The organism is Arthrobacter sp. H14 (assembly GCF_000520495.1).
Taxonomy (GTDB): Bacteria; Actinomycetota; Actinomycetes; order Actinomycetales; family Micrococcaceae; genus Arthrobacter_C.
The window spans coordinates 1-24,912 of the sequence record NZ_AZRX01000370.1 but is presented as its reverse complement, the minus strand read 5'-3'; the positions used below and the strand labels follow the sequence as shown (position 1 = coordinate 24,912).

General features: G+C 61.8%; 26 protein-coding genes and 1 pseudogene. 11 read left to right on the top strand and 16 right to left on the bottom strand.

The window, feature by feature from the left end:
- Positions 1-150, bottom strand: a pseudogene (locus Y707_RS32390) (IS1380 family transposase); the annotation flags it as partial.
- A 203-nt stretch (positions 151-353) separates the two neighbouring features.
- Between Y707_RS32390 and Y707_RS30355 the strand changes: the two are divergent.
- Positions 354-518: a hypothetical protein gene (locus Y707_RS30355; protein WP_155852608.1), complete on the top strand. Its 165-nt coding sequence runs from the start codon at positions 354-356 to the stop codon at positions 516-518.
- Positions 519-575: 57 nt separating this feature from the next.
- Here the strand turns inward: Y707_RS30355 and Y707_RS0100120 are convergent, their stop codons facing one another.
- Genes Y707_RS0100120 through Y707_RS0100100 form a run of 5 tightly spaced genes read right to left on the bottom strand, consistent with a single transcriptional unit; the run spans position 576 to position 5,037 of the window.
- On the bottom strand, positions 576-1,241 hold the full coding sequence (locus Y707_RS0100120) for a class I SAM-dependent methyltransferase (RefSeq protein WP_051441475.1): 666 nt from the start codon (positions 1,239-1,241) through the stop codon (positions 576-578).
- The gene (locus tag Y707_RS0100115) at positions 1,241-1,951 is read right to left on the bottom strand and encodes a response regulator (protein WP_051441474.1); all 711 of its coding nucleotides are present in this window, start codon (positions 1,949-1,951) and stop codon (positions 1,241-1,243) included. The genes Y707_RS0100120 and Y707_RS0100115 overlap by 1 nt, the downstream gene beginning before the upstream one ends.
- On the bottom strand, positions 1,944-3,203 hold the full coding sequence (locus tag Y707_RS0100110; RefSeq protein ID WP_026533610.1) for a sensor histidine kinase: 1,260 nt from the start codon (positions 3,201-3,203) through the stop codon (positions 1,944-1,946). The genes Y707_RS0100115 and Y707_RS0100110 overlap by 8 nt, the downstream gene beginning before the upstream one ends.
- Positions 3,204-3,232: 29 nt before the next feature.
- A complete protein-coding gene (locus Y707_RS0100105; RefSeq protein WP_026533609.1) occupies positions 3,233-4,093 on the bottom strand; it encodes an ABC transporter permease in 861 nt (286 codons plus the stop codon).
- Positions 4,094-4,095: 2 nt separating this feature from the next.
- Entirely contained in the window at positions 4,096-5,037 is a 942-nt protein-coding gene (locus Y707_RS0100100; RefSeq protein ID WP_026533608.1) for an ATP-binding cassette domain-containing protein, read from the bottom strand.
- 260 nt (positions 5,038-5,297) lie between these two features.
- Between Y707_RS0100100 and Y707_RS0100095 the strand changes: the two genes are divergently transcribed.
- Positions 5,298-5,687, top strand: coding sequence for a hypothetical protein (locus tag Y707_RS0100095; protein ID WP_026533607.1), 390 nt, complete (start codon positions 5,298-5,300; stop codon positions 5,685-5,687).
- Positions 5,688-5,708: 21 nt separating this feature from the next.
- The gene (gene ligD, locus Y707_RS0100090; protein ID WP_026533606.1) at positions 5,709-6,731 is read left to right on the top strand and encodes a non-homologous end-joining DNA ligase; all 1,023 of its coding nucleotides are present in this window, start codon (positions 5,709-5,711) and stop codon (positions 6,729-6,731) included.
- Here the strand turns inward: ligD and Y707_RS0100085 are convergent.
- Entirely contained in the window at positions 6,728-7,573 is an 846-nt protein-coding gene (locus tag Y707_RS0100085) for an ABC transporter permease (protein WP_026533605.1), read from the bottom strand. The genes ligD and Y707_RS0100085 overlap by 4 nt on opposite strands.
- Positions 7,570-8,565, bottom strand: a complete 996-nt coding sequence (locus Y707_RS0100080; protein WP_026533604.1) for a daunorubicin resistance protein DrrA family ABC transporter ATP-binding protein — start codon at positions 8,563-8,565, stop codon at positions 7,570-7,572. Before Y707_RS0100080 ends, Y707_RS0100085 begins: the two co-directional genes overlap by 4 nt.
- A gap of 422 nt (positions 8,566-8,987) precedes the next feature.
- Here Y707_RS0100080 and Y707_RS0100075 point away from each other — a divergent pair, with 422 nt between their 5' ends.
- A complete protein-coding gene (locus tag Y707_RS0100075) occupies positions 8,988-9,533 on the top strand; it encodes a YceI family protein (RefSeq protein ID WP_026533603.1) in 546 nt (181 codons plus the stop codon).
- A 154-nt stretch (positions 9,534-9,687) separates the two neighbouring features.
- Here the strand turns inward: Y707_RS0100075 and Y707_RS0100070 are convergent, their stop codons facing one another.
- From Y707_RS0100070 to Y707_RS0100060, 3 genes are all read right to left on the bottom strand, one after another.
- Positions 9,688-10,119 carry an OsmC family protein gene (locus Y707_RS0100070; protein ID WP_026533602.1) on the bottom strand — a complete coding sequence of 144 codons (432 nt, stop codon included), beginning with the start codon at positions 10,117-10,119 and terminating at the stop codon, positions 9,688-9,690.
- An 82-nt stretch (positions 10,120-10,201) separates the two neighbouring features.
- Complete coding sequence (locus tag Y707_RS22140) at positions 10,202-11,422, bottom strand: MFS transporter (RefSeq protein WP_051441473.1); 1,221 nt, start codon at positions 11,420-11,422, stop codon at positions 10,202-10,204.
- Entirely contained in the window at positions 11,419-13,101 is a 1,683-nt protein-coding gene (locus Y707_RS0100060) for an ABC-F family ATP-binding cassette domain-containing protein (RefSeq protein WP_026533601.1), read from the bottom strand. The genes Y707_RS22140 and Y707_RS0100060 overlap by 4 nt, the downstream gene beginning before the upstream one ends.
- A 407-nt stretch (positions 13,102-13,508) precedes the next feature.
- Between Y707_RS0100060 and Y707_RS22135 the strand changes: the two genes are divergently transcribed.
- Positions 13,509-13,886 (top strand): Hpt domain-containing protein, encoded by a 378-nt coding sequence (locus Y707_RS22135; RefSeq protein ID WP_155852607.1) that lies wholly within the window; start codon positions 13,509-13,511, stop codon positions 13,884-13,886.
- 12 nt (positions 13,887-13,898) lie between these two features.
- Here the strand turns inward: Y707_RS22135 and Y707_RS0100050 are convergent, their stop codons facing one another.
- On the bottom strand, positions 13,899-14,675 hold the full coding sequence (locus tag Y707_RS0100050) for a response regulator transcription factor (protein ID WP_026533600.1): 777 nt from the start codon (positions 14,673-14,675) through the stop codon (positions 13,899-13,901).
- A gap of 359 nt (positions 14,676-15,034) precedes the next feature.
- Here Y707_RS0100050 and Y707_RS28620 point away from each other — a divergent pair, with 359 nt between their 5' ends.
- The 6 genes from Y707_RS28620 (at position 15,035) to Y707_RS22120 (ending at position 19,970) form a co-directional block, all read left to right on the top strand.
- Positions 15,035-15,586, top strand: coding sequence for an alternate-type signal peptide domain-containing protein (locus Y707_RS28620; RefSeq protein ID WP_051441471.1), 552 nt, complete (start codon positions 15,035-15,037; stop codon positions 15,584-15,586).
- A gap of 88 nt (positions 15,587-15,674) precedes the next feature.
- On the top strand, positions 15,675-16,250 hold the full coding sequence (locus tag Y707_RS0100040) for a SipW-dependent-type signal peptide-containing protein (protein WP_026533599.1): 576 nt from the start codon (positions 15,675-15,677) through the stop codon (positions 16,248-16,250).
- A gap of 97 nt (positions 16,251-16,347) precedes the next feature.
- A complete protein-coding gene (locus Y707_RS22125; protein WP_051441470.1) occupies positions 16,348-16,893 on the top strand; it encodes a signal peptidase I in 546 nt (181 codons plus the stop codon).
- Entirely contained in the window at positions 16,890-17,699 is an 810-nt protein-coding gene (locus Y707_RS0100030) for a hypothetical protein (RefSeq protein WP_162150143.1), read from the top strand. Before Y707_RS22125 ends, Y707_RS0100030 begins: the two co-directional genes overlap by 4 nt.
- Positions 17,692-18,180 (top strand): hypothetical protein, encoded by a 489-nt coding sequence (locus Y707_RS31995; RefSeq protein ID WP_216699168.1) that lies wholly within the window; start codon positions 17,692-17,694, stop codon positions 18,178-18,180. Before Y707_RS0100030 ends, Y707_RS31995 begins: the two co-directional genes overlap by 8 nt.
- A 65-nt stretch (positions 18,181-18,245) precedes the next feature.
- The gene (locus tag Y707_RS22120; RefSeq protein ID WP_081744508.1) at positions 18,246-19,970 is read left to right on the top strand and encodes an FMN-binding glutamate synthase family protein; all 1,725 of its coding nucleotides are present in this window, start codon (positions 18,246-18,248) and stop codon (positions 19,968-19,970) included.
- Positions 19,971-19,987: 17 nt separating this feature from the next.
- Here the strand turns inward: Y707_RS22120 and Y707_RS0100020 are convergent, their stop codons facing one another.
- From Y707_RS0100020 to Y707_RS0100005, 4 genes are all read right to left on the bottom strand, one after another.
- The gene (locus Y707_RS0100020) at positions 19,988-21,442 is read right to left on the bottom strand and encodes a phytoene desaturase family protein (RefSeq protein WP_026533597.1); all 1,455 of its coding nucleotides are present in this window, start codon (positions 21,440-21,442) and stop codon (positions 19,988-19,990) included.
- On the bottom strand, positions 21,439-22,572 hold the full coding sequence (locus tag Y707_RS0100015; protein WP_026533596.1) for a lipid II:glycine glycyltransferase FemX: 1,134 nt from the start codon (positions 22,570-22,572) through the stop codon (positions 21,439-21,441). The genes Y707_RS0100020 and Y707_RS0100015 overlap by 4 nt, the downstream gene beginning before the upstream one ends.
- Positions 22,526-24,046, bottom strand: coding sequence for a glycosyltransferase family 87 protein (locus Y707_RS22115; RefSeq protein WP_081744506.1), 1,521 nt, complete (start codon positions 24,044-24,046; stop codon positions 22,526-22,528). Before Y707_RS22115 ends, Y707_RS0100015 begins: the two co-directional genes overlap by 47 nt.
- A gap of 121 nt (positions 24,047-24,167) precedes the next feature.
- Positions 24,168-24,912: IS30 family transposase (locus Y707_RS0100005; protein ID WP_026533595.1), on the bottom strand; the 745-nt coding region annotated here is incomplete at its 5' end.

Genomic DNA, 24,912 nt, shown 5'->3' with positions numbered 1-24,912 from the left:
GTCTGTCGGCACGGACAGCCACTCGGCGGCCAGATCCTGCAGGCCGGCGTCCTGAGCCAGGCCCATCGCCGGAACCAGCCCCGCGGTCGACACAAGGTTCTCGTCATCGAAGGAAACTGACATCGAGCCGGGACTATGGAAAAGTTGCATCTACGGGACGCCCTCTCTTGAGGTGGAAAATTTGTCTGTGGTAAGTCATATTTTCCCTCAAAAGACGGGCATCTCCCGTTTAAAACGCCGACGTCACCCCAAACCCGATCGGTGGATCAAGGCTAAGGGCCGCCTACCGTCCAGCCCCCGATTGGTCCCATCCGCCCGTCGACACTCCCTTCGGCCCGATTCCACGTACCCAGATGTCAGGTTTCGTCAGTGGAGCGGATGCTGCCGCGGTCTCGTTGGTTCCGGTGCTCCTGGCCGTATATCTTGGAGAAGTTCCTGCTCTGTTGTTCGCCATTCAGGTCGTTGCCAGTGCCGGCGCCTGGGTTGCTGGTATGGCAGCGCTCAGCGGCAGGAAATGACGCGGGCTTGCGGCGACGACGGCGGCAGCGCCGGGTTACTTGACGCGCTCCGGATGATTAATCCGCTTTGCGGGCGGTGCCTTCGACGATCGGCAGCAGCCGACCGGCGGCTCCCGGCAACTCCCAGCGCCGCCAATCGTCCAGCTCCATACCGGCGTTCCGTAGCGCGGCCAGCGTGTCCCTGTTCAAATGGCAGCCGCTGGCAACGCGCCGCTGGATGGGCGTCAGGCGGTCCTGCCACCGGCGCACGGAGGCCTGCTCCGAGCAGACGTGCTCCAGGAAGAGCAAGTGACCGCCCGGCTTCAGCACCCGGATGGCTTCGGCGACGGCGGCCGCGGGATCCGCAACGCTGCACAGCACCAGAGTGGAGGCAACGACGTCGGCACTGGCGTCTGGAAGATCGATATCCTCGGCCGTGCCATCGACAATTTCGGTACGCCCGCGCAATTGCGGAGCGGTGCCGTCGATTTTCCCTTTGAGCCGCTGCCGCATGAAGGGATCCGGCTCGATCAGAATGAGCCGCCCGATCCGTACAGGATCGTAGTGCGGCAGATTCGCCCCGGTTCCCGCGCCGATCTCCACCACCACACCGGCTGCCCCGGCCAGGAGCGATTTACGGTGCCACCCCAACACCCTCCGCTCGGCAGCGGCCGTCACGGGGTCGTAGAGTGCTGCGAAGATCCGGGACCAGATACCCGCGGGCCGGCGTGACGTCGTCGTCATCAGTAGTCCAGCCCGGCGCTGGGAGTGACGAGCCCCGTCTCATACGCGTACACAACGGCCTGGACCCGGTCCCGCAGATGCAGCTTGGTCAGGATCCGCCGGACGTGGGTCTTCACTGTCGCCTCGGCGAGGAAGAATCTGTGCGCGATCTCGGCGTTGGACAGGCCCTCGGCAATGGCACCGAGGACCTCGATCTCGCGGGGCGTGAGGTCGTCCAGCAACGGATCCCGCTGGGCCGGCGGCCTTTCCTCCACAGGCCGCGAGCGCACGTAGGTCTCCAGCAGCCGCTGTGTGATCCGGGGTGCGACGACGGCATCTCCGCTGGCGACGAGGCGGACCGCCTGTACGAGTTCGGCCGGCGCGACATCCTTCAGCAGGAAGGCACTGGCCCCTGCCTGCAAGCCGGAAAAGGCGTACTCATCCAGGTCGAAGGTGGTCAGGATGATAATCCGGGTGCAGGAACCGGAACCGGTGATCCGGCGGGTGGCTTCGATCCCGTCCAGGACCGGCATCCGGATGTCCATCAAGACGATGTCCGGGGCCAGGTCAGCGACGGCGGCAACTGCCTCGCCGCCGTCGGACGCCTCCCCCACGATCTCCAGATCCGGTTCGCCTTCGAGAATCAGCCGGAATCCCATCCGCAGCAGCGGCTGGTCATCCACCAGCAGAATCTTCGTTCGCTCCGGCGTCCCGCCAGCCTGTTCAGTCATTTGTTCTCCCGTTTTCCGCCCACACCAGTTCGGCTTCGACCAGCCAGCCGCCGTTGGCTCCCGGTCCGGCGTGCACGGTTCCAGAATAGATGCTTGCCCGCTCGGCCATCCCGACAATCCCCAGACCGGCGCCGACCGATTGCGCCGGGCCGCCGTCCATGGTGCCCCGGCCGTCGTCGAACACCTTGATCCGCACCACTTCATCCGCCCGGCTTACCGCCACCTCGACCATCGTCAGATTTTTGCCGTAGCGCAGGACATTGGTCAGCGACTCCTGCACGATCCGGTAGACGGTCAGCTGGAACGCGGCGTCTTCGGGCAGTGAGGGCCCGGAACTTATGTGCCGGATCGGCAGTCCCGCGATCCGGAAACCGTCGAGCAGCGAGGTCAGCGACTTCTCGGCGGGCAACGGCAACAGTGGCGCGTCTCCCGGCCCGTTCTCGCGCAGCACCCCGAGCACGCGGCGCATATCAGCCAAGGCTGTCCGGCCGGTTTTGGACAGTTCCTCCAGCACCTCGACAGCCCGGGCCTGGTCGCGCTTAATAACGACGCCGGCACCATCGGACAGTGCGATCATCACAGACAATGAGTGGGCGACGACGTCGTGCATCTCCCGGGCAATGCGTGTCCGCTCGGTGACGGATGCCAGCTCCGCATTCTCCAGCGCCCGGGCCAGCAGTTCCTTGGAGTGATAGCGGTCCCGCCTGACCGTCACGCCGATTCCGGTGGCAATGATGTTGGTCAGCAGGAGGATGGCCACATTGATCCAGATCAGGAACGGCCCCGGGTCAGCCACGTCCATCGGAACGAACCACAGCGCCACGATGGCGGGAAGGCTGGCGGCGAACATCGCGATGAAGGAAAACCGCCAGGGCCACACCACCGCGACGGCATAAAGACCAAACCAGAGGCCGGCGGCCAGACTGGTGTTGCCGGTGCCGACGAGGGAAGTCGCCGGTTCGAGCAAGGCAAGGATACCCAGAACGGCCAAGGGCCAATGGCGGCGGAAGAGCAAAACAGCGGCCGCCAGGATAACGATGCCGAGTCCCCGGCTATCGTCGCCCTCAACCGTTGTGTAAATGGCACCGGGCAGGCTCAGGGCCAGGAAGGCGAGGACCACCGCGATATCCATGGCCCATGGATGTTCAACGAAAAAGCGCCGGACCGGGCCGCGGCGCCGGGCAGCAAATTCGGCAAGGGAAGCGGCGTCCGTTCGCGCCGCCGCTTCCCCCACCGAAACCTTTTCACTCATGGGATGAGCTTATATTCCTTGGGTGGAACTTATACGTCCCGGCGCCTGATGGTGAGGCACGCCGCGATGAGAAGTACAAGCGCCCAGGCCGCCATTACTAAACCGCCCTGGAGCTGGGTCAGCGCATCGTCCGCGGTCTGGACGGAAACGAGCTGGGTTCCGGCACTGGACGGGAGGTACTGCATGGTTTCCTGGAAGAAATCATTCGGGATCAGCTGAAACACGATCGGCAGCACCATCAGCAGCGCGACGATGGTGACGATGCCACCAGCTGAGTTACGGAGCAGTGCCCCGATGGACATTCCCATAATGGCCACCAGTGCCAGGAAGGTTCCGGTGTTGATGATGCTCGGAATCAATCCATCGACGCTGAGCGCATAGTCCAGTTCCTCGCCGGCCAGAATCGGTTGGGCCACAAAGTAGGTGATGAGCGCGGAGAGGACACCGACGACAAAAGCAACCACGGTGATAACCAGGACCTTGGCCAGGAGGGCCTTGATCCGCTGCGGAGCCGCTACCAGAGTGGACCGGATCATGCCGGTGGCATATTCCGAGGCGATCAGCACCACGGCAAGGGACCCAAACAGCAACTGGCCGAACGCGACCCCGGAGGGCGGAATCGAATAAGCCATACCTTGAATTCCACCGGTCTCGGCCATCTGCGCCTGCGCCTCGGGAGGAACATCTGAACTGAACTCGGCTGAAATGGTGGTGCCCCAGGCGTTAAGGGCACCAAAACCGACCATAGCGACGACGGTGAGGATCAACAGGACCGTTGTGGATCGGAGGGTACGGACCTTAATCCATTCCGATTTGACCATACGGGCAAAGTTCACGCCTTTACCCTGTGGCGCGACGTGCGCCGGGGCACTCGTGGTTGCAGTGCTCATGGTTACTTTCCTTCCCCGGCCATGGCCGGCTCTTCGGCCAGAGAAACAGAGTGGTACTCGACTTCGTCCTGGGTCAACTGCATGTATGCCTCTTCGAGGGACGCCTGCAGGGGCGTCAGTTCGTAGAGGAGCACCTGGTTCTGCAGCGCCGTGTACGCGATCCGTTTCACGTCCACGCCAGTGATTTCCAACAGTTCGGGCTCGAGCAGGCGGCTGCTGACACCGTCCCCGGCCAGTGCGCTGGTCAAAACCTGCGGCTGGTCAGTGCGCACCCTGGTCCGGGACTGTCCTTGGCCGGCAATGACATCCTGCATCGGTGCGTCGGCGATGATCCGTCCGCGGCCGATAATGATCAGGTGGTCGGCGGTCTGCGCCATTTCCGACATCAGGTGCGAGGAGAGGAATACCGTCCGTCCCTCCGCCGCCAGCCCCTTGGCCAGATGGCGGACCCACTGCACGCCTTCGGGATCGAGACCGTTGACGGGCTCGTCGAAGATCAGGGTCTGCGGGTCGCCAAGCAGTGCGACGGCGATGCCGAGCCGCTGCCCCATGCCCAAGGAAAAGCCGCCAACGCGTTTCCTGGCTACGGCGGCCAGGCCGGTCATCTCGATAACTTCCCTGACCCGGCTGTCCGGAATGCCATGGGTGGCAGCCATGGCGCGGAGGTGGTTGTAGGCGCTGCGTTTGGTGTGGACGGCTTTAGCGTCCAGCAGGGCGCCGACCTCGTGCAGCGGCGCCTTGTGACCGGAATAGTGCTTCCCGTTGACCGTGACGTCACCGGTCGTTGGCCGGTCCAGGCCGACAATCATCCGCATCGTCGTCGATTTGCCGGCACCGTTTGGTCCGAGAAATCCGGTCACCTTGCCAGGCTGGACTGTAAAAGACACCCCGTCGACGGCGGTCTTGGCACCATAGCGTTTGGCCAGGTTGCGTGCCTCGATCATCTGATCTTTTCCTTTGGCTCTGACATGGCTTGCGATTACAGCACTAACGCTACGGAAACAAGGACGCGGACGCTTCGCTCCTGGGGATGATCTTGGGAACCGCTTGGCATCCTCCTAAAGGTGTACCCGCCGGAAGCGTCAATCAGGGTTGGCTCAGGGAAGAACCGGAGTGTAGATGCCGCTCAGTGTGTTCCAGAGACGTCTCTACGGTAAATTTTCCCTTATGCCTCACACCCGCCGAGCAGCGCCGCCGTCAAACCATGGACGCTGACCCTGCAGTCATCGCGGAGTTGGTCACATCAGCGCTCATCTATTTGGGGCTGGCCATCCTGATTTCCGCTGCAATTATCCACTGGTCGAAAGGATCGTGGGTCAAAACGAGTGCCGTCGTCTACACCGCCGGCGCCCATACCGGTTTGCGCTGGCACAATCAGCGTAATGAGATCCGTGAAGTCTACGTTAATGAAGACGAACTCCACAGCAGCGTTCCAGGAACGGAACTTACCGTCTTCTACCAGCCGCGCAAGCCGTCAAACTGGTCCCTGAAAAAGCCCCACGGCCACACCGTTGTTCTCGCGGCGGTAGGTGCAGGGATGGCAATTATCGGCACCATCGCATCATTTCTCGATTTTTTCGCCCCGCCGTCCTGACACCTGAAGTAGGTTGTTCCTATGGCCAGCGAAGCAGTTGTCTTTCCCGTCCCAGGACCGAACGGCGAACGTCAGGTGCGGATTTCCAGCCCGGGCAGGGTTCTTTGGCCGGAGCCGGGAATCACGAAACTCGATCTCGCCAACTATATGGCCGACGTCGGGCAGGCTTTTGTCACTGCCAACGGCGACCGCCCCTTGGCCCTGCAGCGGTTTCCGGGCGGCATCGAGGGCGAGCAGTTCTTCTCGAAGAATCCACCGAAGGGCGCTCCCGACTATGTGCGGTCAGTGATGGTCAGCTACCCCAGCGCGCGGTCGCACCCGCAGCTGGTGATCGATGAACCGGCGGCCGCCGTCTGGGCCGTACAGATGAACACCATTGTCTTCCACCCGTGGCCGTCGCGGGCCGAGGACTCGGATAATCCAGACCAGCTCAGGATTGACCTCGATCCGCAGCCGGGCACGGATTTCGACGACGCGATCCCCGCCGCGCAGGAGCTGCGGTCGGTGCTCGAGGAGGCAGGCCTAACGGGGTTCATCAAAACATCCGGAAACCGGGGATTGCACGTATATGCACCCATCAAGCCGACACACGAATTCCTGGATGTGCGCCATGCCGTGATCGCCGCCGCCCGGGAGGTCGAACGCCGCATGCCGGACAAGGTGACGACCGCCTGGTGGAAGGAAGAACGCGGAGAGCGTATTTTCCTCGATTTCAACCAGGCGAACCGGGACCGGACGATTGCCGGAGCCTACAGTCCACGGGCCCTCCCGCACGCATCAGTCTCCTGCCCGATCGAATGGGACGAACTTGAGCGCGTCAGCCCGAAGGACTTCACCATCGCCACCGTGCCCGATCGGCTGAAAACCGTCGGCGACCCATGGGCCGATATGCATGCCAAACCGGGCACCATCGACACACTGCTTGGCTGGTGGGACCGGGACTGCGCCAACGGGCTTGGGGAGATGCCCTTTCCGCCGGACTATCCCAAGATGCCCGGCGAACCTCCCCGCGTACAGCCCAGCCGCGCCCGCAAGCAGGACTAGCGGCTACTGACCGAACCGAACTTCTTAACGCAGAGTGGGACGAAGATCAGCAGCATCAGGATGATCCCGGCCAGCACGGTGATGTAGGGGTGCTCCAACGTCCAGGATTCCGGCGGCGGGAAGGTCGGATTCGTGTTGCCGAACAAATTCCGGGCGGATTGGACCAGTGCGGAGACGGGGTTCCACTCGGCGATATTCCGCAACACATCCGGCAGGGTGTGAATCGGGACGAACGCGTTGGAAATGAACGTCAGCGGGAAGAGAATCATGAACGAAGCATTGTTAATGACCTCCGGGCTCCGCACGCTCATCCCCAGCAGGGCCATCACCCATGAGAACGCGTAGGAGAACAGCAGCAGCAGTGCGACGCCGCCGAAAAATCCCCAGATACTCGTGGTGACGCGCCAGCCGACGATGTAACCGGTGGCCATCATGATCAGCATCGAAATCCCGTTGATCATCAGGTCCCCGTTGGTCCGGCCGATCAGCACCGCCGAGGTGCTCATGGGCAGCGTCCGGAACCGGTCGATGATGCCGTCCTTAAGGTCCTGTGCCATGGCGGAGCCGGAGAAGGTCGATCCGAAGATAACCGTTTGGGCGAAGATGCCAGCCATCAGGAACGAGGTGTAGTCGTCAATGGCCATGGCACCGGCGTAGACCTGGCTGAACAGCAGCACGAACATGATCGGCTGCAGGATGGTGAAGACCAGGATGTCGGGGACGCGCCTGATCTTGATCAGGTTCCGCCGGGTGGCGATCCAACCGTCGGAGAACCATTGCGCCATTGGTGAGGTGACAGCCCCGTCCCCGGTCCTGACACGTTGCTCAGTTACCGCGCTCATTTCGCAGTCTCCATCTCTTCCGTGCCGGCCTTCTGGTCTTCTTCGGCCACATGACCGGTCAGCTTCAGGAACACGTCGTCCAGCGTTGGGCGGCGGATCCCGGCGTCGTGCAACTCAATGCTGCCCTCGCGCAGTTCCGCCAGTACGTACTGCAGTGCGCGCGGACCATCGATCACCGGCACTTCCAAGGTGCGGCCGTCGTCGTCAATACGCGGTTCACCCTCGCCGTGCCGGCCAAGCACTTCACGGGCAGCACCGGCGTCGGAAGCCTCTATCAGTGTGACCTCGATACGGTGGCCGCCGATCCTGGCCTTGAGCTGATCCGCGGTGCCTTCGGCGATCACCTTTCCGCCATCGATGACGGCGATGTCGTCGGCCAGCTGGTCCGCTTCCTCGAGGTACTGAGTGGTGAGCAGTACCGTGGTTCCATCGGAGACCAGGTTCTTGATCACATCCCACATGCCAAGCCGGCTGCGCGGATCCAGTCCGGTGGTGGGTTCGTCCAGGAACAGCACCTCTGGACGCGTTACCAGCGCGCCGGCAAGGTCGATCCGGCGGCGCATGCCTCCAGAGAAACCCTTCACCGGGCGGTTCTGGGCCGCGGTCAACTCGAACATCTCAATCAGTTCCGTGGCCCGGCGGCGCGACTCTGCCTTGCCGAGGTGGTAGAGCCGGCCAACCATTTCCAGGTTTTCGAAGCCGGTCAGGTTCTCGTCCACAGCCGCGTATTGTCCGGAGACGCCGATGACCCGGCGGACTGATTTCGGATCCCGGATGACATCGATCCCGGCCACCGTTGCGCTGCCTTCGGTAGGCTGGATGAGTGTCGTCAGCACCTTCACGGCGGTCGTCTTTCCAGCCCCGTTCGGACCCAGCAAACCCTGGACCGTCCCCTTGGGAACAGTGAGGTTCAACCCGTCAAGAGCATGGACCTTCGCGGTGCCTTTGGGCGAATAGATCTTCTTGAGGCCGATTGCCTCGATGATATTCATACTTTGATCCTAGGGTCGTGCGGGCACTAAACCCGCGGAATTCAGGCCAGTTATGGTCCGCATTGAATTGAAGAAGTGGTCCGCCGCCGGCACCGGGCGTGTAGAAGAAGCGCAACAGACTTGCATATTATTCCACCGCTCACGATGAGGTGCTATAGATCTGTAGAAACTGCCGCGCTTACTGCTGTCCATGGTGATTTCCTCGCTTTGGATGATCCGTGGGCGGATGCTGTCGAAACATAGACGAGCCGGCACCCGAAAAATCATCGCCACAGCAGGAGGCGTTCGTCATGGCCGTCGGGGTAGGAGCGTGGATGAAGCTGGCCCGGGAGGGAATAGATTCGCAGGTAGATGCATCTGCATATACATCAAGCCGCGCAGGGACCACCTGCCGGTCCCATTGATTGAATTCGGAGTATCTAATGACCACGATTGAACTCACCCCCGGCACTTGGACCCTCGACCAGGCACATACCGAAGTAGGATTCTCTGTCCGCCATGCCGGCATCAGCAAGGTTCGCGGCCAGTTCACTGAGGCAGACGCCACCCTGGTGGTCGGCGAGTCGGTGGACTCATCTTCGGTGGAGGCTACGGTGAAGACCGCATCCTTCGACTCGAACGACAACAACCGCGATGCACACGTGAAGGGTGCGGATTTCTTCGACGTCGAGCAGTTCCCCCACATGACCTTCAAGGCAACCCAGGTCCAAGGCACTCCGGAAAACTTCCGCGTCAGTGGCGATCTGACCATCAAGGAAGCCACTAAGCCGGTCACCTTCGACGTTGAGTTTGGCGGCGTGGCCGTTGACCCGTTCGGCGCTACCCGCGCCGGGTTCTCTGCCTCCACCCAGATCTCCCGCAAAGAATTCGGCATGACTTGGAACGCTGCCCTCGAAGCAGGCGGAGTACTCGTGGGCGACAAGGTCACCATCACGGTCGACTCGGCCTTTGTGCTCCCCAGCAACTAATTCCATTGGAAGGCTGTAGTCATGACCGATATCGCTCCCCATGGCCTTGACCATGTCACCGCGATCGCCGGTGACCCGCAACGCAATGTCCAGGTCCGGTCAGCAGCAGAAAGAATAAGTAGCTATGAATGCAGCTAAATACCAACGGCTGGTGTTAGCCCCGGACGTCGTAGCTCACCGCTGTGCCCCGTTCCACGGTCCGGGAGACGGTGCAGTATTTGTCGTGCGAGAGCGCAACCAGCCGCTCAACCATGCTGGCAGCCTTGCGTCCGCCGTCGTCGTCGGGGAACGTCAGGTTGAACGATAGGTTGATGCCGTCCAATCGGTTCGCGCCGTCCTCGACGACCTTCTGCGCAGTTGCATCGACACGAAAATCAGTCGGTTCCGAGCTGCGCGACGTCGCCGTGTCCACATCGATGGACGAACAGCCCGCGATTGCCGCGAGGAGAAGCTCGACAGGACTCATCAGGCCCTCGCGTTGCCCAAACTCCAGCTCAGCTCCGGCGGCGTTGCGGGCCCGGTAATGCCCGGTGGCTACACGGGACAGCTCGACGGAACGCAGTGTGGAATCTGGATTTTCGCTCATGAGCCCATGATGCCACTGGTACACGTCTTCCGTCCGGCGCAAATATCAGCTCGGAACGACGCGGAAATAGGGAATTGGTTGCCTACCCGTTTCGTTGTTCGACGACGGAAGCATGGTGGCTGTGTTCACGCTCCCGGGCGGCATTGACGGTCAGCAACGAGGCCAAAACCGCCACCCCTACGGCCAGCAGGGCATTGCGGATTCCGATCTGGTCGCCCAGGAAGCCGAGCAGGGGCGGCCCGGCAAGGAACGCCGTGTAGCCGACGGTGGACACGACGGCGACGCGGGCGGCCGCCCGTTCCGGTTCGTCAGCAGCGGCGGACATGCCCATCGGGAAACCGAGGGCGGCACCGGCACCCCAGAGGACCGCGCCGAATCCAGCGATCCAGACGTTGGGACCGAACACGAAGATCAGCAGCCCGGCCAGTGCCGATGCCAGGCTGATCCGCAGCACGGGAACGCGGCCATACCGGTCGATGAACCGGCCGCCGAAGAACCTGAATGCGGTCATCGCTCCGACAAAGACGGCGAACATGATGGATCCTGTTGCCGGTGAGGCGTCCAATCCGTCCACCGTCGCCTTGGCGATCCAGTCGTTCGCGGCGCCTTCGGTCAGGGCCGCGCCGAGGACGACGAGCCCCAGCATCAGGGTCCGCGGTTCCTTCCAGGCGAACATCTGGCTCTTGGCCTCCGGCTGATGTTCCTTCGGCGTTGCGGGCGCTGCCGGCAGGAAGTATTTCGGCAACAGCAGCGCAATCACTGCACTGCAGGCGGCGACCACCAGCAGGTGGAACGGCAAGCCAACGCCTATGAACGCCAGACCGGCACCGAGCAGGGCTCCAACAAACGCTCCACCGCTGAAGGCGGCATGGAACTGCGGCATGATTGTTTGCCGGCGCCTGCGTTCGACGTCGGCGCCCTCGATATTCATCGAGACATCCCACAGTGCGACGCCGGTTCCGAACAAGAACAATCCGGCACCGGTCAGCGGCACGGAGACGATGAGCAGCGCCGTCGCAATTATTGCGGCTCCGACGGCGCAAATCAGCCCTCCGGTCCGGACCGCATTGGCCGTACCAACCTTGCCGACGACGAAACCGGCCAGCGGCAACGCCAGCATGGAACCGATCGCCACCAGCAGGAGCAGCCCACCCATTTGCGAGTTATCCAGGTCCAGGGTGCTGGCAACGGACGGGATGCGGGCCACCCAGGTGGAGAAGACGAAACCGTTCAGGCCGAAGACCAGTACGGTGGCGATCGTTGCGGCCTTCAACGAACCTCCACGGGAAGGAGCGTTACTCATCGGGTGCGTTCCACTCGCTTCTCGTCCCAGACCGGTTCGTCAGATTCATACACCCGGCCGTCCGCGCCGAAGACCAGGAAGCGGTCGAACCCGTTGGCAAACCACCGGTCGTGGGTGACGGCCAGAACAGTCCCCTCGAATGAATCGATCGCCTTCTCCAGTGCCTCTGCCGAATGCAGGTCGAGGTTGTCGGTCGGCTCGTCGAGCAACAGCAGGGTCGCCCCGGATAGTTCCAGGAGCAGAATCTGGAACCGTGCCTGCTGGCCACCGGAGAGTGAATCGTATTCCTGCTCCGACTGCGCGGCCAACCCGTAGCGGTCGAGCGCACCGGCCGCCGGTTCACGGGCGAGCCCGGAACGGTGTTCATCGCCGCGGTGCAGCACATCCAACAGCGTCCGGCCGAGCAGATCGGGCCGGACATGCGTCTGGGCGAAGAATCCGGGACGGATGCGGGCGCCGAGTTTCACCTTGCCCTCGTGCGGCACCGGCTCAATAACGACGTCGGACACGGGCTCATGCTCAAGGTCCGGGTCGGAGCCGCCGGCAGCAAGCAGACGGAGGAAGTGCGACTTGCCCGAACCGTTGGAGCCGAGCACGCCGACCCGGTCGCCGAACCAGATCTCCATGCTGAATGGCTTCATCAATCCGGTGAGCTCGAGCTTGGTCGCGACGATGGCGCGCTTGCCGGTGCGGCCACCCTTGAGCCGCATCTTCACGTTCTGCGTCATCGGAATGGCCTCGGGCGGCCCGGCGGCTTCGAACTTCGCCAGCCTCGTCTTGGCGGCTTGGTAGCGCGAAGCCATGTCGGAGCGGAACGCTGCCTTGTTCTTGTACATGTCGACAAGTTGTTTGAGCTTGACGTGCTCTTCGTCCCAGCGTCGGCGGAGCTCCTCGAAGCGGGAATTGCGGTCATCGCGGGCCTGGTAATAGGTGCGGAAGCCGGCGCCGTGGACCCAGGAGGAGGCACCGAGCGCACCCGGCTCCAAGGTGACGATCCGGGTTGCCGCATTGGCGAGGAGTTCGCGGTCGTGGCTGACGAAGAGCACGGACTTGTCCGAGGTGTGAAGTTTTCCCTCGAGCCAGCGTTTGCCGGGGACGTCCAGGTAGTTATCGGGCTCGTCCAGCAGCAGGGTCTCGTCCGGCCCAGCGAAAAGCGCCTCGAGCACCAACCGTTTCTGCTCGCCACCGCTCATGGTGGTGACCTTCCGCCATTGGGCGCGATCGAACGGTATGCCCAGCGCCGCCATGGTCACTTCGTCCCAGGTCGTCTCCATGTCATACCCGCCGGCATCGCCCCAATCGGCGAGCGCCTGGGCGTAGCGCATCTGGGTCGGTTCGTCGTCGGTCTCCATCATGGCGAGCTCGGCGGCATCCACCGCCTTGGCAGCACCGGCCACGGCGTCAGGGGCAACCGAGACCAGGAGGTCGCGGACGGTGGATTCATCCCGGACCTGCCCGATGAACTGGCGCATCACGCCGAGGTGGCCGGACCGGGTGATGGCGCCCTCGTCGGCCTTGAGGTCACCGGCGATGATGCTCAGCAGGGTGGTTTTGCCGGTGCCGTTCGGGCCGATCAGCGCGGTTTTGGCGCCGTCGCCGACCCGGAACGAGACAGCGTTGAGCAGTTGCCGTCCGTCCGGCAGGAAGTAGTCAATGTTTGCGACGTCGATATGGCCCACGCGTATAGTCTGCCACCCGCCGTGCCGCGTGCCGTTCTGGCGGGCAGCGTGAGTGGGCTTCGGCTGACTGTTCTGCCCATTATTGGGTGTTGAATAGTGGGTCCAGACCGTCCTGTCCCACAATTCGCACCTGGAAAGTGGGCTGACACGGCGCATGTCTCAGTTCCGGATGATCCGGCGTTGCCTGGCGGCGGAAACCCCGCCGTCGTCACAGCTATTGAGTCGTGGTTAGCAGCCGACGCTGTTTCGGCTGAAGAAATCCGCAATCTTTACGCACGTCGCCGATTCCGCAGGGTTTTCCAATGTCCGGAAAGTACCCTATGGACATGTCGTTCTCCTGCACCGCCTCACCCGGGGGCGAACCGTATGGCTACGGCCTCCACAGCGGGCATTCAGGAGGGCCGACCATGGATACCATGCCGCTTCGCAAACAGCTGCCCTTGGTTGACCTGGGGGTACTTCGCGAACTTGAGCAGCAGGCGGGAGATGCGACGGTTGCGCAGTCCTTTGTCCGCGACTTCATTCAGATCTGGAACCACAGGTTCACACGGCTCGAACAGGCCGTCGAGGTTGGCGACATGGAGGCACGCATGGATGCGATCCTGAGCGTCAAAGCTTCCTCCAGCATGGCCGGGGCTGCCCGCCTTGCCCATTTGGCGGCCGGGCTCGAACGCCTTATCCGCAATGGCGACATAGGCGCGGCAGCATTGTTGCCGGGTATAAGAACGTGTGGAGAGCAGACAATTGAAGAATTCCTGTCCTGCTACGTCATTCCAAGCACCTAGAGAAGCTAAAGCCTACAGACTGCGTGGTGGAGCCATGCGGTATCCCACGCCCCTGACGGTGAGCAGCCAGCGCGGGTCCCTTGGATTCTCGTCGAGTTTGCGCCTCAAGTTTCCAACGTGGACCTCGACGGCCCGCTCATCTACCTCACTCACATAGCCGCCGTTGCTGTATTGTTCCCCCCGCACCGCTCTGACCAGATCTGCCTTGGTGCGTACTGAACCGCCGCCACGCATCAACTCGACCAACAGATCATATTCACTTCTGGTGAGGCGTATCTCCGCATCGAAAAGTTTTGCAGTCCGGGTGTCCTCATGGAGAACCAGTCCGTTATGGCTGAGTGTAGATACCTGCGAATCTGAAGCCACTGGATAAGGCTCAAGGCTTGGGCTGATTACGTCGGCCGGTTTGCCTTCCCTGGCACGCGGGCGGCGAAGCATCGCGCCAATTCTGGCCCGGAGTTCACGCGGCCGGAACGGTTTTGTCAGGTAGTCATCCGCGCCGGACTGCAGCGCCATAAGCATGTCGGGCTCATCAGCCCGAGCAGTCAGCATTATGACGTAGCAGTCGCTGAACTCGCGGATACGGCGAAGAACCTCATAGCCGTCGATGTCGGGAAGACCAACATCCAACGTCACGACGGCGGGACTCTCTATACGTACAAGTTCGACGCCCTCGGACCCCGTAAGTCCCGAGTGCACCTCGAACCCGGACTGCTTCAGCAGCATCTCGACGAGGTGCAGGACATCTTCATCGTCTTCAATGACTACAGCCGTCCCCTGACCGCTCATATTTTTCCCTTATGCTGCGAGTAGCTGGCCTATGGATCCATATTTCATAAGTATCCCCACCAAGATCCATCGTTAGCTTCTTAGGCTACAAGGCCACGGCGTGTTACGTAAGTTACCCATGAGTTTGGTCGATGTGATGGAAGCGCTGGATCCCTCAGTCAATTCGCAAAGCCGCCCACTGCGCTCCTTCTCGCAGTAATCCTGCGTGAGTTCTGCACATTGCAGAAAATACTTCGCAAAAGCTACAAAACTTCCGTGTTTATACTGCGGGTTGGCGGGCGAGAGTAGTACCTGCAAGCAACAAATTCCGGTCCCCGCAAAGAGGGCGGTGCCGGCACTCACACCAGGGGACGCACATCATGAACAAAGTAACTAAAGGCGCAGTCGCAACCGGAGCAGGAATTCTGCTTCTCCTCGGCGGCGGGGGAACGCTCGCTCTGTGGAATGACGCGCAAAGCGAGGCCGTCGGAACAGTAACCGCCGGCCAACTCGATCTGACAGGAGCTGCAGGGAACTGGACCGTCACAAATACCGCAGCAGGAATCACCGATCAACCAGTGGCCGACATCGGAGCCTACAAGGTTGTCCCCGGGGACGTGCTCACGTTTACACAGACCATCGATGTCGTTCTCAGCGGCGACAATATCGCTGCCAAAGTGACCATGAACGCTGATGCCGTCACCGACAACTTCGATGCGGGCTCGGTCACGGTCTCACCAGTAACGCTTTCGACCGCAACTGCCACCATCGCCGGTAGCACGTTGACAACCTCACAACAGGACATCACTGCATCTGCAACATTCAGCTTCAGCGACGCAGTGGTCAATGGAACAACCGTGGGCAATGCAGGTTCGGGCGACACCTACAACTTCAACAACGTCAACTTCGTCCTGACACAGGTCACAGCCTAAGTCAGCGTTCACATGCCTTGAACACATGAATGTGCGGTGTCCGACCTTTTGGCGGGCACCGCACGCAACCCTTAGTAGAGGGATCCGCATGCACAGCAAGAAGACATTGGCGGCAACTGCCTTGGTGTCCGCTGCCATCCTGCTGGGCCTGCTCGCTGTCCAGGGAACGTACGCGCTCTGGAACGAAGTGGTCACCGTACGCCCCGGTGTCGTACAGGCCGCCGACTTCAAAATAATGTTGTCGAACTCATCCGGCGGACAGGCGGACATGACCGACGCGCTCGTTACGCCCTTCTACCTGACCGCCAGTACGACGCAGCTCAGCGAGCTTTATCCCGGCGATTCCGTCCATACCAGCGTGATTATCAGCAATGACACCAACGCCAGCTCAGGGAGGTTCGAGGTTGAAGCAGCAACTTCCGCAGCCACCTCAAATGATGGCTGGTCCGATCATTTCGGGACCAGGGTCACGACGGCGAGCAGCTCGGACGTTTGCTCAACGATCAGTTACGACGGCACATCCGCGACCAAAGTCGTGACGATTCCGCAGCAGGGATCGACAGTTCTGTGCATTGAGGTCACTCTGCGGGAAACCGCGCCCGAGGACCTTCAGAGTAAGTCGGTCACCCTTACTCTTCCAATTACAGTCACACAGCTTTCTTAGGATTACCATGCCAGCGCATCGCCGAATCGACACGCCGCCATCGCACCGCCGCGAGGTCACGCCGGCGCATCGGTCCACAGTTTCGAATAGAACGGGTTTGCTGGGGCCAGCCGGCAAACCAGTGGCTTTCCTGTTCCTTTTGCTCATGATTCTTGCAGCGCTTGTCCTGATCGTGGTGCCCCGCGTAACTGGTTCAACCACGTACACCGTACTGACGAGTTCCATGGAACCGGGTTATCCGCCGGGAACTCTCTTGGTGGTTAAGCCACAATCCTTCGATTCGCTCCGGACGGGCGACGTCCTTACTTATCAGATCAAGTCCGGAAAACCGGACGTGATTACCCACCGCGTTGTTTCCATGGGCGTGACACAGGAGGGCGAACGGACATTGATTACCAAGGGGGATAATAATTCGCAGCAGGACCGGGAGCCTGTGAGGGAGGTGCAGGTCCGCGGCAAGCTGTTCTACGCCGTGCCCTACGCCGGATTTGTGGCGAATGCAGTGGGGCAGCATCGAAATGGCGTAGCGGAAATCGCTGCGGCCGGATTGATTGGCTACGGTCTCTTCACCACCGGCAGGGGGATGTTGGTGGGGCGGAAGCCAAAAGAACGGCACCGCGGCCGACGCAGGATCGGGACGTGAAACCGGGACGCAGAACCCGGAAATCCAAGGCCCTCCTTGGGGTTACGGGTCTAGCCGGGTTCCTCATTTTCCTGTTGGCACCCTCGGCGGGAGCCGCTATTCAAGATAGTCACGTCCTCCTAAGCGACGACGGATCGCACTGGGGAACCACACTTGAGCGGCCAATTTTCAAATCCTCACCGATCTTCGTACCTGGAAGCTCAGCTACCGCAACGATGTGGGTACGGAACAACACTTCGGAGCCCGCAAACCTTTCCATAGCGGCGATGGAAGCCGACTCTGAATCGAAGTTCTCCCAGTACCTCGGGCTTCAAGTTAATGCGGCGCATCGATCGACGGGACGGGTTGCGTTGCAGATCCCTAATGGTTGCGTCGAAATCCTCAAGGGCTGGGACATCGCGTCCGGCGAAGCCATGCGTCTTGACTTTGTCCTCGACATGGACGTGCAGGCGCCGAATTCCGCCATGGAGAAAACCGCTGAATTAGACGTCAAATTCCTGCTGGAAGCGGACCCGGAGCTGAACGATGGAGACCCGTTACCAGTCGGCGACATATGCAATTTCCGCGACAGCACTGTCACTCCGGGATTGGACCCGTCGAGTCGGCCTGATTCCGCTTCCCCCGTTGAAGCACCAAGCCAAGCTGGAACAACACTGGATAAGCAGGATCCAGGGGCACATGACTTCCTTGCGGATACTGGAGTGCGTGGAATTGCAGTCCTGGTAGCAGCCGGCACGGTGACCCTCATTTTGGGCCTGATGCTTGTGGGAATCGTTCGCAGACGAAAGCAGGCGGACGATGACTAATCAATCCAGTTCCAATAAACCGTCATTGTTCAACCGTCTTCGGGCCATGCCTGGTTTCACTGTTGCTGTAGTCGCATTCTGTCTGACAGTCGTGATGGGCGCCGGCGGAACTTATGCCTACGCCCTGTGGAATCAAACGGCTAAGACCGCCATCAACGTAACGACCGGCGACACGAATCTGGCCATAGATTGCGTGGTGAATGGAGACGAGGCGACATTTACCTGGGGACCGGACGGAGCCAGAAGCTACACATATACCGTAACGGGTGGTAACAACGGCAGATCCGGAACAGGGAATTCGACAGTAGTGACTGCAGAACCCGGACTTCTCGGCGGCTTACTGGGCCTCAGCAGCATCACCTACGACGTAACTGTTGAAGCTGAGTACGGTGGAAGTTGGGCGTCCATAAAATCGAGGAGCGTGACCTTTAATTCTTCCCTATTGGGTGGGATCAGCGGGACATGCTCTAATCCGACATAGGCGTGCGTGATAAGCATAAGGAGTGGATGTGTTCATAAATAAAGCAGCGGCACTATAGTCGCAGTATGGCGCGCTTCCTCATTCTTGTAGTTCTCGGGGTCCTTGGATTCGCCACGATTGTGGCCGCCTCTTTCGGTTCCGCAGGCTGGTACGTGCTGGCCGCCGTCGTAGTGGCTCTTCTGGTGCTCGGGATTTGGGATGTGTTCCAGACCAAACATTCCGTCCTCCGCAACTACCCCGTTCTCGGCCATATGCGGTACCTGCTGGAATCCATCCGTCCCGAAATCCAGCAGTACTTCATTGAACGGAACCTTGAAGGCAAGCCCTTTAACCGTGATGTACGTTCTTTGATCTACGCCAGGTCGAAGGGCCAGAACAGCCACAAGGCGTTCGGCACTGAGCGCGATGTGAATCAGATGGGCTACGAATACCTAATCCATTCCACGGCGCCGGTCGCGCCCCCGAAGGAGCTGCCCCGCATCCGTCTGGGCGGCCCGGAGTGCACGCAACCGTACGACATGTCGCTGATGAACGTCTCGTCGATGAGTTTTGGCTCGTTATCGAAAAACGCCGTGCTGGCCATGAACAAGGGTGCAGCGCTGGGCGGCTTTGCGCACGAAACCGGTGAAGGTGGACTGACCAAGTACCACCTCGAGTATGGGGCGGATCTGATCTGGGAAATCGGCTCCGGCTATTTCGGAACGCGCGATGAATCCGGCCACTTCAGCCCCGAAACCTTCACCGAGAAGGCCAATTTTTCCGAGGTTAAAGGCATCAGCATCAAGCTGTCCCAAGGTGCCAAACCCGGCCTCGGCGGCGTGCTTCCCGCCGGCAAGGTTACCCCGGAGATCTCCGAGGCACGCGGAGTCCCGATGGGTGAGGACTGCATCTCCCCTGCCAGTCACAGCGCCTTCAAAACGCCGCGGGAACTGATGCGCTTCGTGAAGCAGCTGCGGGAACTCTCCAATGGCAAACCTGTCGGCTTCAAGCTGTGCGTAGGGTCCCGGGTGGACGTCCTCGCCATGTGCAAGGCGATGCTGGAGGAGAAAATCACGCCGGACTTCATCGTCGTCGACGGCTCCGAAGGCGGCACCGGCGCCGCTCCGCTGGAGTACCAGGACAATGTTGGCACGCCCCTGACCGAGGGCCTGATGCTCATGCACAACGCGCTCGTGGGTGTGGGCCTGCGCGACCGGATCCGTATCGGCGCGGCAGGCAAGGTCGCCTCCGGTTCGGACATCGTAAAGCGGCTGATCGAGGGTGCCGACTTCACCCTCAGTGCGCGCTCCATGATGATCGCAACCGGGTGTATCCAGGCGCAGAAATGCCACACTAATGAGTGCCCAGTCGGCGTAGCCACCCAGGATCCACGGCTGATCCGTGCCCTGAATGTCGAAGACAAGGGCGACCGGGTCTTCAACTACCAGAAGCTCACGGTCGACGAGGGCGTGCAGATCATGGCATCGATGGGCTGCACCTCGCCGGACCAGCTCTCACCGCGGATGCTCCGAAGGCGGGTTGATCACCTGAAAACACGTTCCTACGCCAAGATCTACAACTGGATCGAGCCCGGGGAACTACTCACAGAGCCTCCCCGCAACTGGTCCGAGGACTGGGAGTGGGCCAACGCCGATTACTTTGGCGAGCTGCCCAGGGAGGCACCTCCGGAGGTCCAGGAAAAGGCGGAAGCCGTGCAGGGCAGCCCCAAGTACGACAAGGCCAGGATCCCCGGCGATAAACACCAACCGCCAGGCCAGGTGGGCCGGCCCGAAGGCGAGCCCGGACGCTGATCCAGGCGCCCCACACTTCAGGAATCGATTCCGAGCTCCGGTACGGGAAGACCAAAGACGTCCTTCAGCGCGCGCCCGGCGGCAAGGTAGCCGCACATCCCGTGCACGGCGGGACCCGGCGGCGTTGACGCCGAACACAGGTACACGCCGTCGAGCGGCGTCCGCCACGGATTTGTCGACAGCACCGGTCTGGCCAACAACTGTTTCATGGTCATCCGTCCGCTGCTGAAATCCCCACCGATGTAGTTCGCGTTGTGCTGCTCAACCTCTGCCGCCGTCGTCGCCTTTGAATCAACGACGACGTCGCTGAAGCCGGGTGCGTAGCGCTCGAGTTGAGCGGTGATCGCCTGGGTCATGTCCCGGGTGGAGCCCGACGGGACGTGTGTGTAGGTCCACAGGATGTGCCGGTGCGAGCCGGACGGCAGGCGCGAGCGGTCAAAGCCGGTGGGCTGGGAGGCGAGGACAACAGGATCATCGGGGTGTCGTCCGGCCGCCACTTGTGCCTCGGAAGCGGCGATCTGCTGCCGGGTGCCGCCAAGGTGGACGGTGCCGGCCTGCCACACATCCGGGTTCGCCCACGGGACCGGTCCGGACAGGATGAAGTCCACCTTTGAGACAGCATCGCCGAACTTGAACTTCCGCAGCGCGGCGGCATAGCCGGCCGGCAGCTTCCCAGGGGCCAGCTGCTCCAGCGCGGGGGCGACGACGTCCAACAGAACGGCACGGGACGGTTCGAGCTCAGCCAGCGACCCGACCCGGTGGCCGGTGACGAGTTCGCCGCCGTGCGCCTGCAGGTCCGCCACCATGGCATCGATGATGGCTTGGGATCCGCCGGTGGGAATCGGCCAGCCACCAGTGTGGGCCAGGGCGGCGAGCATCAAACCGGCCCCTGCTGAGGCGGGCGCGGGTTGTGGTCCGACGACATGGGCGGCCATCCCCGAGAGCATGGCCGGCGCGGTATCGCCGCGGAACCTCATGTTCCAGAGCGGGCCACCCTGTTCCAAGGCGCGCAGCCCATAGGCGATGGTGCCAGGGATATCCTTCGGAATACGGAGCAATCCATGCGTGGTCAGATCCACGACGCCCTGAATCCGGTTCACCAGCGGTTCGATCAGCCGGCGGTATGCGGGCCCATCAGCCCCGAGCCCTTCGACGGTGCGGCCCAGGTCCAGATACCCGATGCCCGCACCGGCGTTCGGCAAGGGATGCGCGAACGACACTACCGGAACGGAAAAATCCACCCGGTCGGTCAGCCCGAACCTCCGGAAAAAAGGCGACGCCAGGGCCATTGGGTGGACGGCCGAACAGACATCGTGGAGGTATCCGCTCTGGATCAGTTCCTCGGTCCGGGCTCCGCCGCCCGCCCTGTGACCCGTTTCGTAGACACGCACCGACAGACCGGCACGCGCCATCGTCACGGCAGCAGCGAGTCCATTGGGTCCGGCTCCGACAACGACGACGTCCGTGGTCATTGTTGTCTATGCCTTTTACGGAATATACGCGTTCGCAGAGACTGTCCCGCCGATTGCAGCTTGGGCAGGGCATCCGTCCGGAGGGATTTCAACGTATTGATTGTCTTTGGCACTCCCTCGCGGCGGGTCTTTAGATACATGCTGAGAGCGGCATACTTAGCGCGGTGGAGCGGAATGTCGTAGGTGCCAGGCAGATCCACCTCGTTCTTGGACCAGTTGCGCTTGAAGGTGGTGACGTTGGCCAGCTGGGGGTACCTCGCGCTGACGATCCCCGTCATCCCGCAGCTGTGGTTTCCAGCCTCCTTGAGCACCTTGAACGTCTCCCACAACAGAAGATAGGGCGCAAACACTCCACGGGCGGCCATCGAACTTCCCGCAAAGCAATACACCGCATAGTTTCGGTACTCCGTGGTGATCAGCCAGCTCACCGCGGATCCGTCGTGATAAGCCACCACCAGCCGGGTCATCTTCGGCAGTTCCCGCAGCAACCGCTCGTAATAGGCGCTCTCAAACGCGGCGAAATCATCCCGTTCAGCCGTCTCCTGCAGGATCGGAAACAAGTCGCGGGCGAAGACTTCTTCCCGGTCGGCCGGTTCAATGAAGCGGATTTCGACGCCGGCACGGTTCGCCTTGCGGACGGACTGGCGCGCGTTCGCACGGAAGCTTGCGAAGAGCTCATCCTCGGTGGGCGTCAGATCGACGACGATTTCCCGTTCGTACCAGCCGGCTTCCAGCGCCTCGCTCACACCAATTTCAGGATTGGCTACCTGCAGGCGCAGGTAGAGCGGATCGATCGAGCGATCCTCGGCGGCGTGATTCTTCATGGTCTCGACCAACCGCTGCTCAAGCTCCGGCGTCCTGGCGGCAAACCAGGCCGGTCCATTGATCACCACGAGCGATTGGCGGATTCTGCGGGTGAAAAGCATCAGCGACGCCGTCGCAACCAGCCCGCCGTCGTCGTCGTAATAAGCGAAAAGTCCGTAGGGCTTGCGCGCGGGGCCCGGCGCCTCCGTCTTGAGCCAGTGCGGCGACTGTTCAATCGGCACAACGATGTCGGGGTATTCCGCGACGAGTTGCTCGAATTCAGCTCCGGTCAGCTTCTGGACGGTGAGCAGAGTCGAGGTGGCCATGCATACTACTTTCTGTGGTCTCCAACTTTGCCAAGCGTACCGGAGACCGCCACAGGTTCCGCCAACTGAACCGGTCCGGCACCCGGTCGAACGGCCCGCCCTGGGGGTCATCCGCGTCCCGCCGCCGCACCGGGTCCTCCTGCGGCCGCCACATCGAGCGGATCACCTGGGCCATGAGGTAGCCGACGGCGACCATGTGCACGATGATGGCCATCACGTAGTACGGCTCGTCCAGATTGTTCCGGCTGTCGCCTCCGCTGGTGTCCTTGGCCAGGTACAGCCAGACCGCCCACCAGTGCAGCGCCTCGGCGAGCTGCCAGAGCAGGAAGTCCCGCCAGCGCGGATGGGCGAGGGCCACCAGCGGGACGAGCCACAGCACGAACTGCGGCGAGTAGACCTTATTGGTCAGGATGAATGCGGCAACGATCAGGAACACCAGCTGGGCCATCCGCGGCCGGCGCGGCGCCGTCAGGGCCAGGAGCGCGATGCCGGCACAGGCCAGGGCGAAGACGGCGAGGGCGGAAATGTTGATGACGTCGGCTTCCAGGGCGGGGAGCCCGAGACGCTCGGCGATCACGTTGTAGGCGAACCACGGTGATGAGAAACCCGCCGGCCGGCCGCTGCTGAACGTGAAAAAGTAGCTCCAGCCCTCGAAATTCATCAGTGCGATGGGCAGGTTTACCGCCAGCCACGCCGCCACGGCCGTTCCCAGGGAGACGAAGAACGGCCGGTATGTGCCCGTGCGGATGGCCAGCACCAGGATCGCTCCGAAGATCAGCAACGGGTAGAGCTTGGTGGCTGCGCCGAGGCCGATCAGCACACCGGCCAGTGCCACTTGGTTGCGGGCGAAGGCGAGCATGGCCAAGGCTGCCAGCATCACCGCCCACAGGTCCCAGTTGATGGTTCCGGCCAGGATAATTCCGGGAGCCACCGCCACCATCGCCGCATCCCAGGGGCGGCGGCCGGACATCCGCGCCGTCGCCAGCACGGTGACGATCCACGCACCAGCGATGAACAGGGCGTTGATATCGAAGTAAACGACCGCGCTTTCCGCCGTGGCCACGGCTCCCGGGACCAGCCACGCGGTGACTCCGGCGATCAGGCCCAGCAGCACAGGATATTCGAAAAGGGCGTCCGCGCTGAAGTACGGAAAAACGCCGTCGCCGAGTCCCCTGCTCTGGAACAGCACCGGCCAGTCGGAGTAGCACGCCCGGTAGAAATGCTCTGGAGTAGTCCATCCCTCGGCCCGGCACGGCGACTTAACCAGGACGGCGACGATGGCGGCCAGGGTGGTCAGCAGCACCAGCACCCGCTCGATCGTGAAAAACCCGGGATCGACAATTCCGGGAGCGGTGCGGCGTCCCAGCGGGCCGCCGATCAGCTCGGTAAACCGGCGCAGCAGCGGGTCATTCCGGGACGGCACAACAATGCGTGCGGGGATGCGACGGCGGCCGCGTGCTCCCGGAGTTGGCATGACACCCAGCGTACTGCCGTTGGTGTCCGGTGTTCATGGCATGTGCACGATTGCATTTCTACTCGACAACATGTGTGCGTATCCTGCTGGTGAAGTCAAGTGGTGTTTGCAATGCTGCGGCTTACGCTGCGGTTTGTAGTAGTTCTTTCAGTTGGTCGGCGGGCGTCTGAAGCCCGAGGGTTTGGCGGGGCCTGCGGTTAAGGATGTCCTGAACCTTTTTGAGATCTGCGGCGGTGTAACCGCTGAGATCGGAGTACTTCTCGAACCAGTGCCGCAGCAGCCGGTTCGTGTTCTCGTTCGTGCCCCGTTGCCAGGGTGAGTGCGGATCGCAGAAGTAGACCGGTGATCCCAGTTCAAGCCTGACTTTTTCGTAGGCTGTCATCTCGGTGCCGCGGTCCCAGGTGATCGTTTGGCGCAAGTCCTCGGGCAAGTGTCCCATCGCCTTGATCATCGCCTCGGAGACGGCCTCGGCGGTATGCCGGCCAGGTAGATGCAGCAAGATGGTGAACCGGGTGGTGCGTTCGACCAGGGTGCCGATCGCTGAACGGCCACCGGTGCCGATAATCAGATCCCCTTCCCAATGGCCAGGGATCGCCCGGTCCTCGACTTCAGCCGGCCGTTCACTGATTTTAAGAGCGTCCCGGAAGGCCTTGCCCCGCCCGTCGGTGCGGTCCTTCTTCCCCGGCACCCTCCGCGCCCGTTTGAGGCTCAGGCATCGGTAGAGGTCCTTGCGTAACTCGCCTCGTGCCTGGACATACAGGCACTGGTATATCGTCTCGTGGCTGACCTGCATGTTCTCATCATGGGCGAAGTCACGGGCCAAAACCAGTGAGATCAGCTTCGGGCTCCACCCCTCGTTCATCCAA

What these genes read in the sequence shown, in the direction of transcription:
- Y707_RS30355 (WP_155852608.1), top strand. Translation starts at nt 354, where the DNA reads ATGTCAGGTTTCGTCAGTGGAGCGGATGCTGCCGCGGTCTCGTTGGTT.
- Y707_RS0100120 (WP_051441475.1), bottom strand. Translation starts at nt 1,241, where the DNA reads ATGACGACGACGTCACGCCGGCCCGCGGGTATCTGGTCCCGGATCTTC.
- Y707_RS0100115 (WP_051441474.1), bottom strand. Translation starts at nt 1,951, where the DNA reads ATGACTGAACAGGCTGGCGGGACGCCGGAGCGAACGAAGATTCTGCTG.
- Y707_RS0100110 (WP_026533610.1), bottom strand. Translation starts at nt 3,203, where the DNA reads ATGAGTGAAAAGGTTTCGGTGGGGGAAGCGGCGGCGCGAACGGACGCC.
- Y707_RS0100105 (WP_026533609.1), bottom strand. Translation starts at nt 4,093, where the DNA reads ATGAGCACTGCAACCACGAGTGCCCCGGCGCACGTCGCGCCACAGGGT.
- Y707_RS0100100 (WP_026533608.1), bottom strand. Translation starts at nt 5,037, where the DNA reads ATGATCGAGGCACGCAACCTGGCCAAACGCTATGGTGCCAAGACCGCC.
- Y707_RS0100095 (WP_026533607.1), top strand. Translation starts at nt 5,298, where the DNA reads ATGGACGCTGACCCTGCAGTCATCGCGGAGTTGGTCACATCAGCGCTC.
- ligD (WP_026533606.1), top strand. Translation starts at nt 5,709, where the DNA reads ATGGCCAGCGAAGCAGTTGTCTTTCCCGTCCCAGGACCGAACGGCGAA.
- Y707_RS0100085 (WP_026533605.1), bottom strand. Translation starts at nt 7,573, where the DNA reads ATGAGCGCGGTAACTGAGCAACGTGTCAGGACCGGGGACGGGGCTGTC.
- Y707_RS0100080 (WP_026533604.1), bottom strand. Translation starts at nt 8,565, where the DNA reads ATGAATATCATCGAGGCAATCGGCCTCAAGAAGATCTATTCGCCCAAA.
- Y707_RS0100075 (WP_026533603.1), top strand. Translation starts at nt 8,988, where the DNA reads ATGACCACGATTGAACTCACCCCCGGCACTTGGACCCTCGACCAGGCA.
- Y707_RS0100070 (WP_026533602.1), bottom strand. Translation starts at nt 10,119, where the DNA reads ATGAGCGAAAATCCAGATTCCACACTGCGTTCCGTCGAGCTGTCCCGT.
- Y707_RS22140 (WP_051441473.1), bottom strand. Translation starts at nt 11,422, where the DNA reads ATGAGTAACGCTCCTTCCCGTGGAGGTTCGTTGAAGGCCGCAACGATC.
- Y707_RS22135 (WP_155852607.1), top strand. Translation starts at nt 13,509, where the DNA reads ATGGATACCATGCCGCTTCGCAAACAGCTGCCCTTGGTTGACCTGGGG.
- Y707_RS0100050 (WP_026533600.1), bottom strand. Translation starts at nt 14,675, where the DNA reads ATGAGCGGTCAGGGGACGGCTGTAGTCATTGAAGACGATGAAGATGTC.
- Y707_RS28620 (WP_051441471.1), top strand. Translation starts at nt 15,035, where the DNA reads ATGAACAAAGTAACTAAAGGCGCAGTCGCAACCGGAGCAGGAATTCTG.
- Y707_RS0100040 (WP_026533599.1), top strand. Translation starts at nt 15,675, where the DNA reads ATGCACAGCAAGAAGACATTGGCGGCAACTGCCTTGGTGTCCGCTGCC.
- Y707_RS31995 (WP_216699168.1), top strand. Translation starts at nt 17,692, where the DNA reads ATGACTAATCAATCCAGTTCCAATAAACCGTCATTGTTCAACCGTCTT.
- Y707_RS22120 (WP_081744508.1), top strand. Translation starts at nt 18,246, where the DNA reads ATGGCGCGCTTCCTCATTCTTGTAGTTCTCGGGGTCCTTGGATTCGCC.
- Y707_RS0100020 (WP_026533597.1), bottom strand. Translation starts at nt 21,442, where the DNA reads ATGACCACGGACGTCGTCGTTGTCGGAGCCGGACCCAATGGACTCGCT.
- Y707_RS0100015 (WP_026533596.1), bottom strand. Translation starts at nt 22,572, where the DNA reads ATGGCCACCTCGACTCTGCTCACCGTCCAGAAGCTGACCGGAGCTGAA.
- Y707_RS22115 (WP_081744506.1), bottom strand. Translation starts at nt 24,046, where the DNA reads ATGCCAACTCCGGGAGCACGCGGCCGCCGTCGCATCCCCGCACGCATT.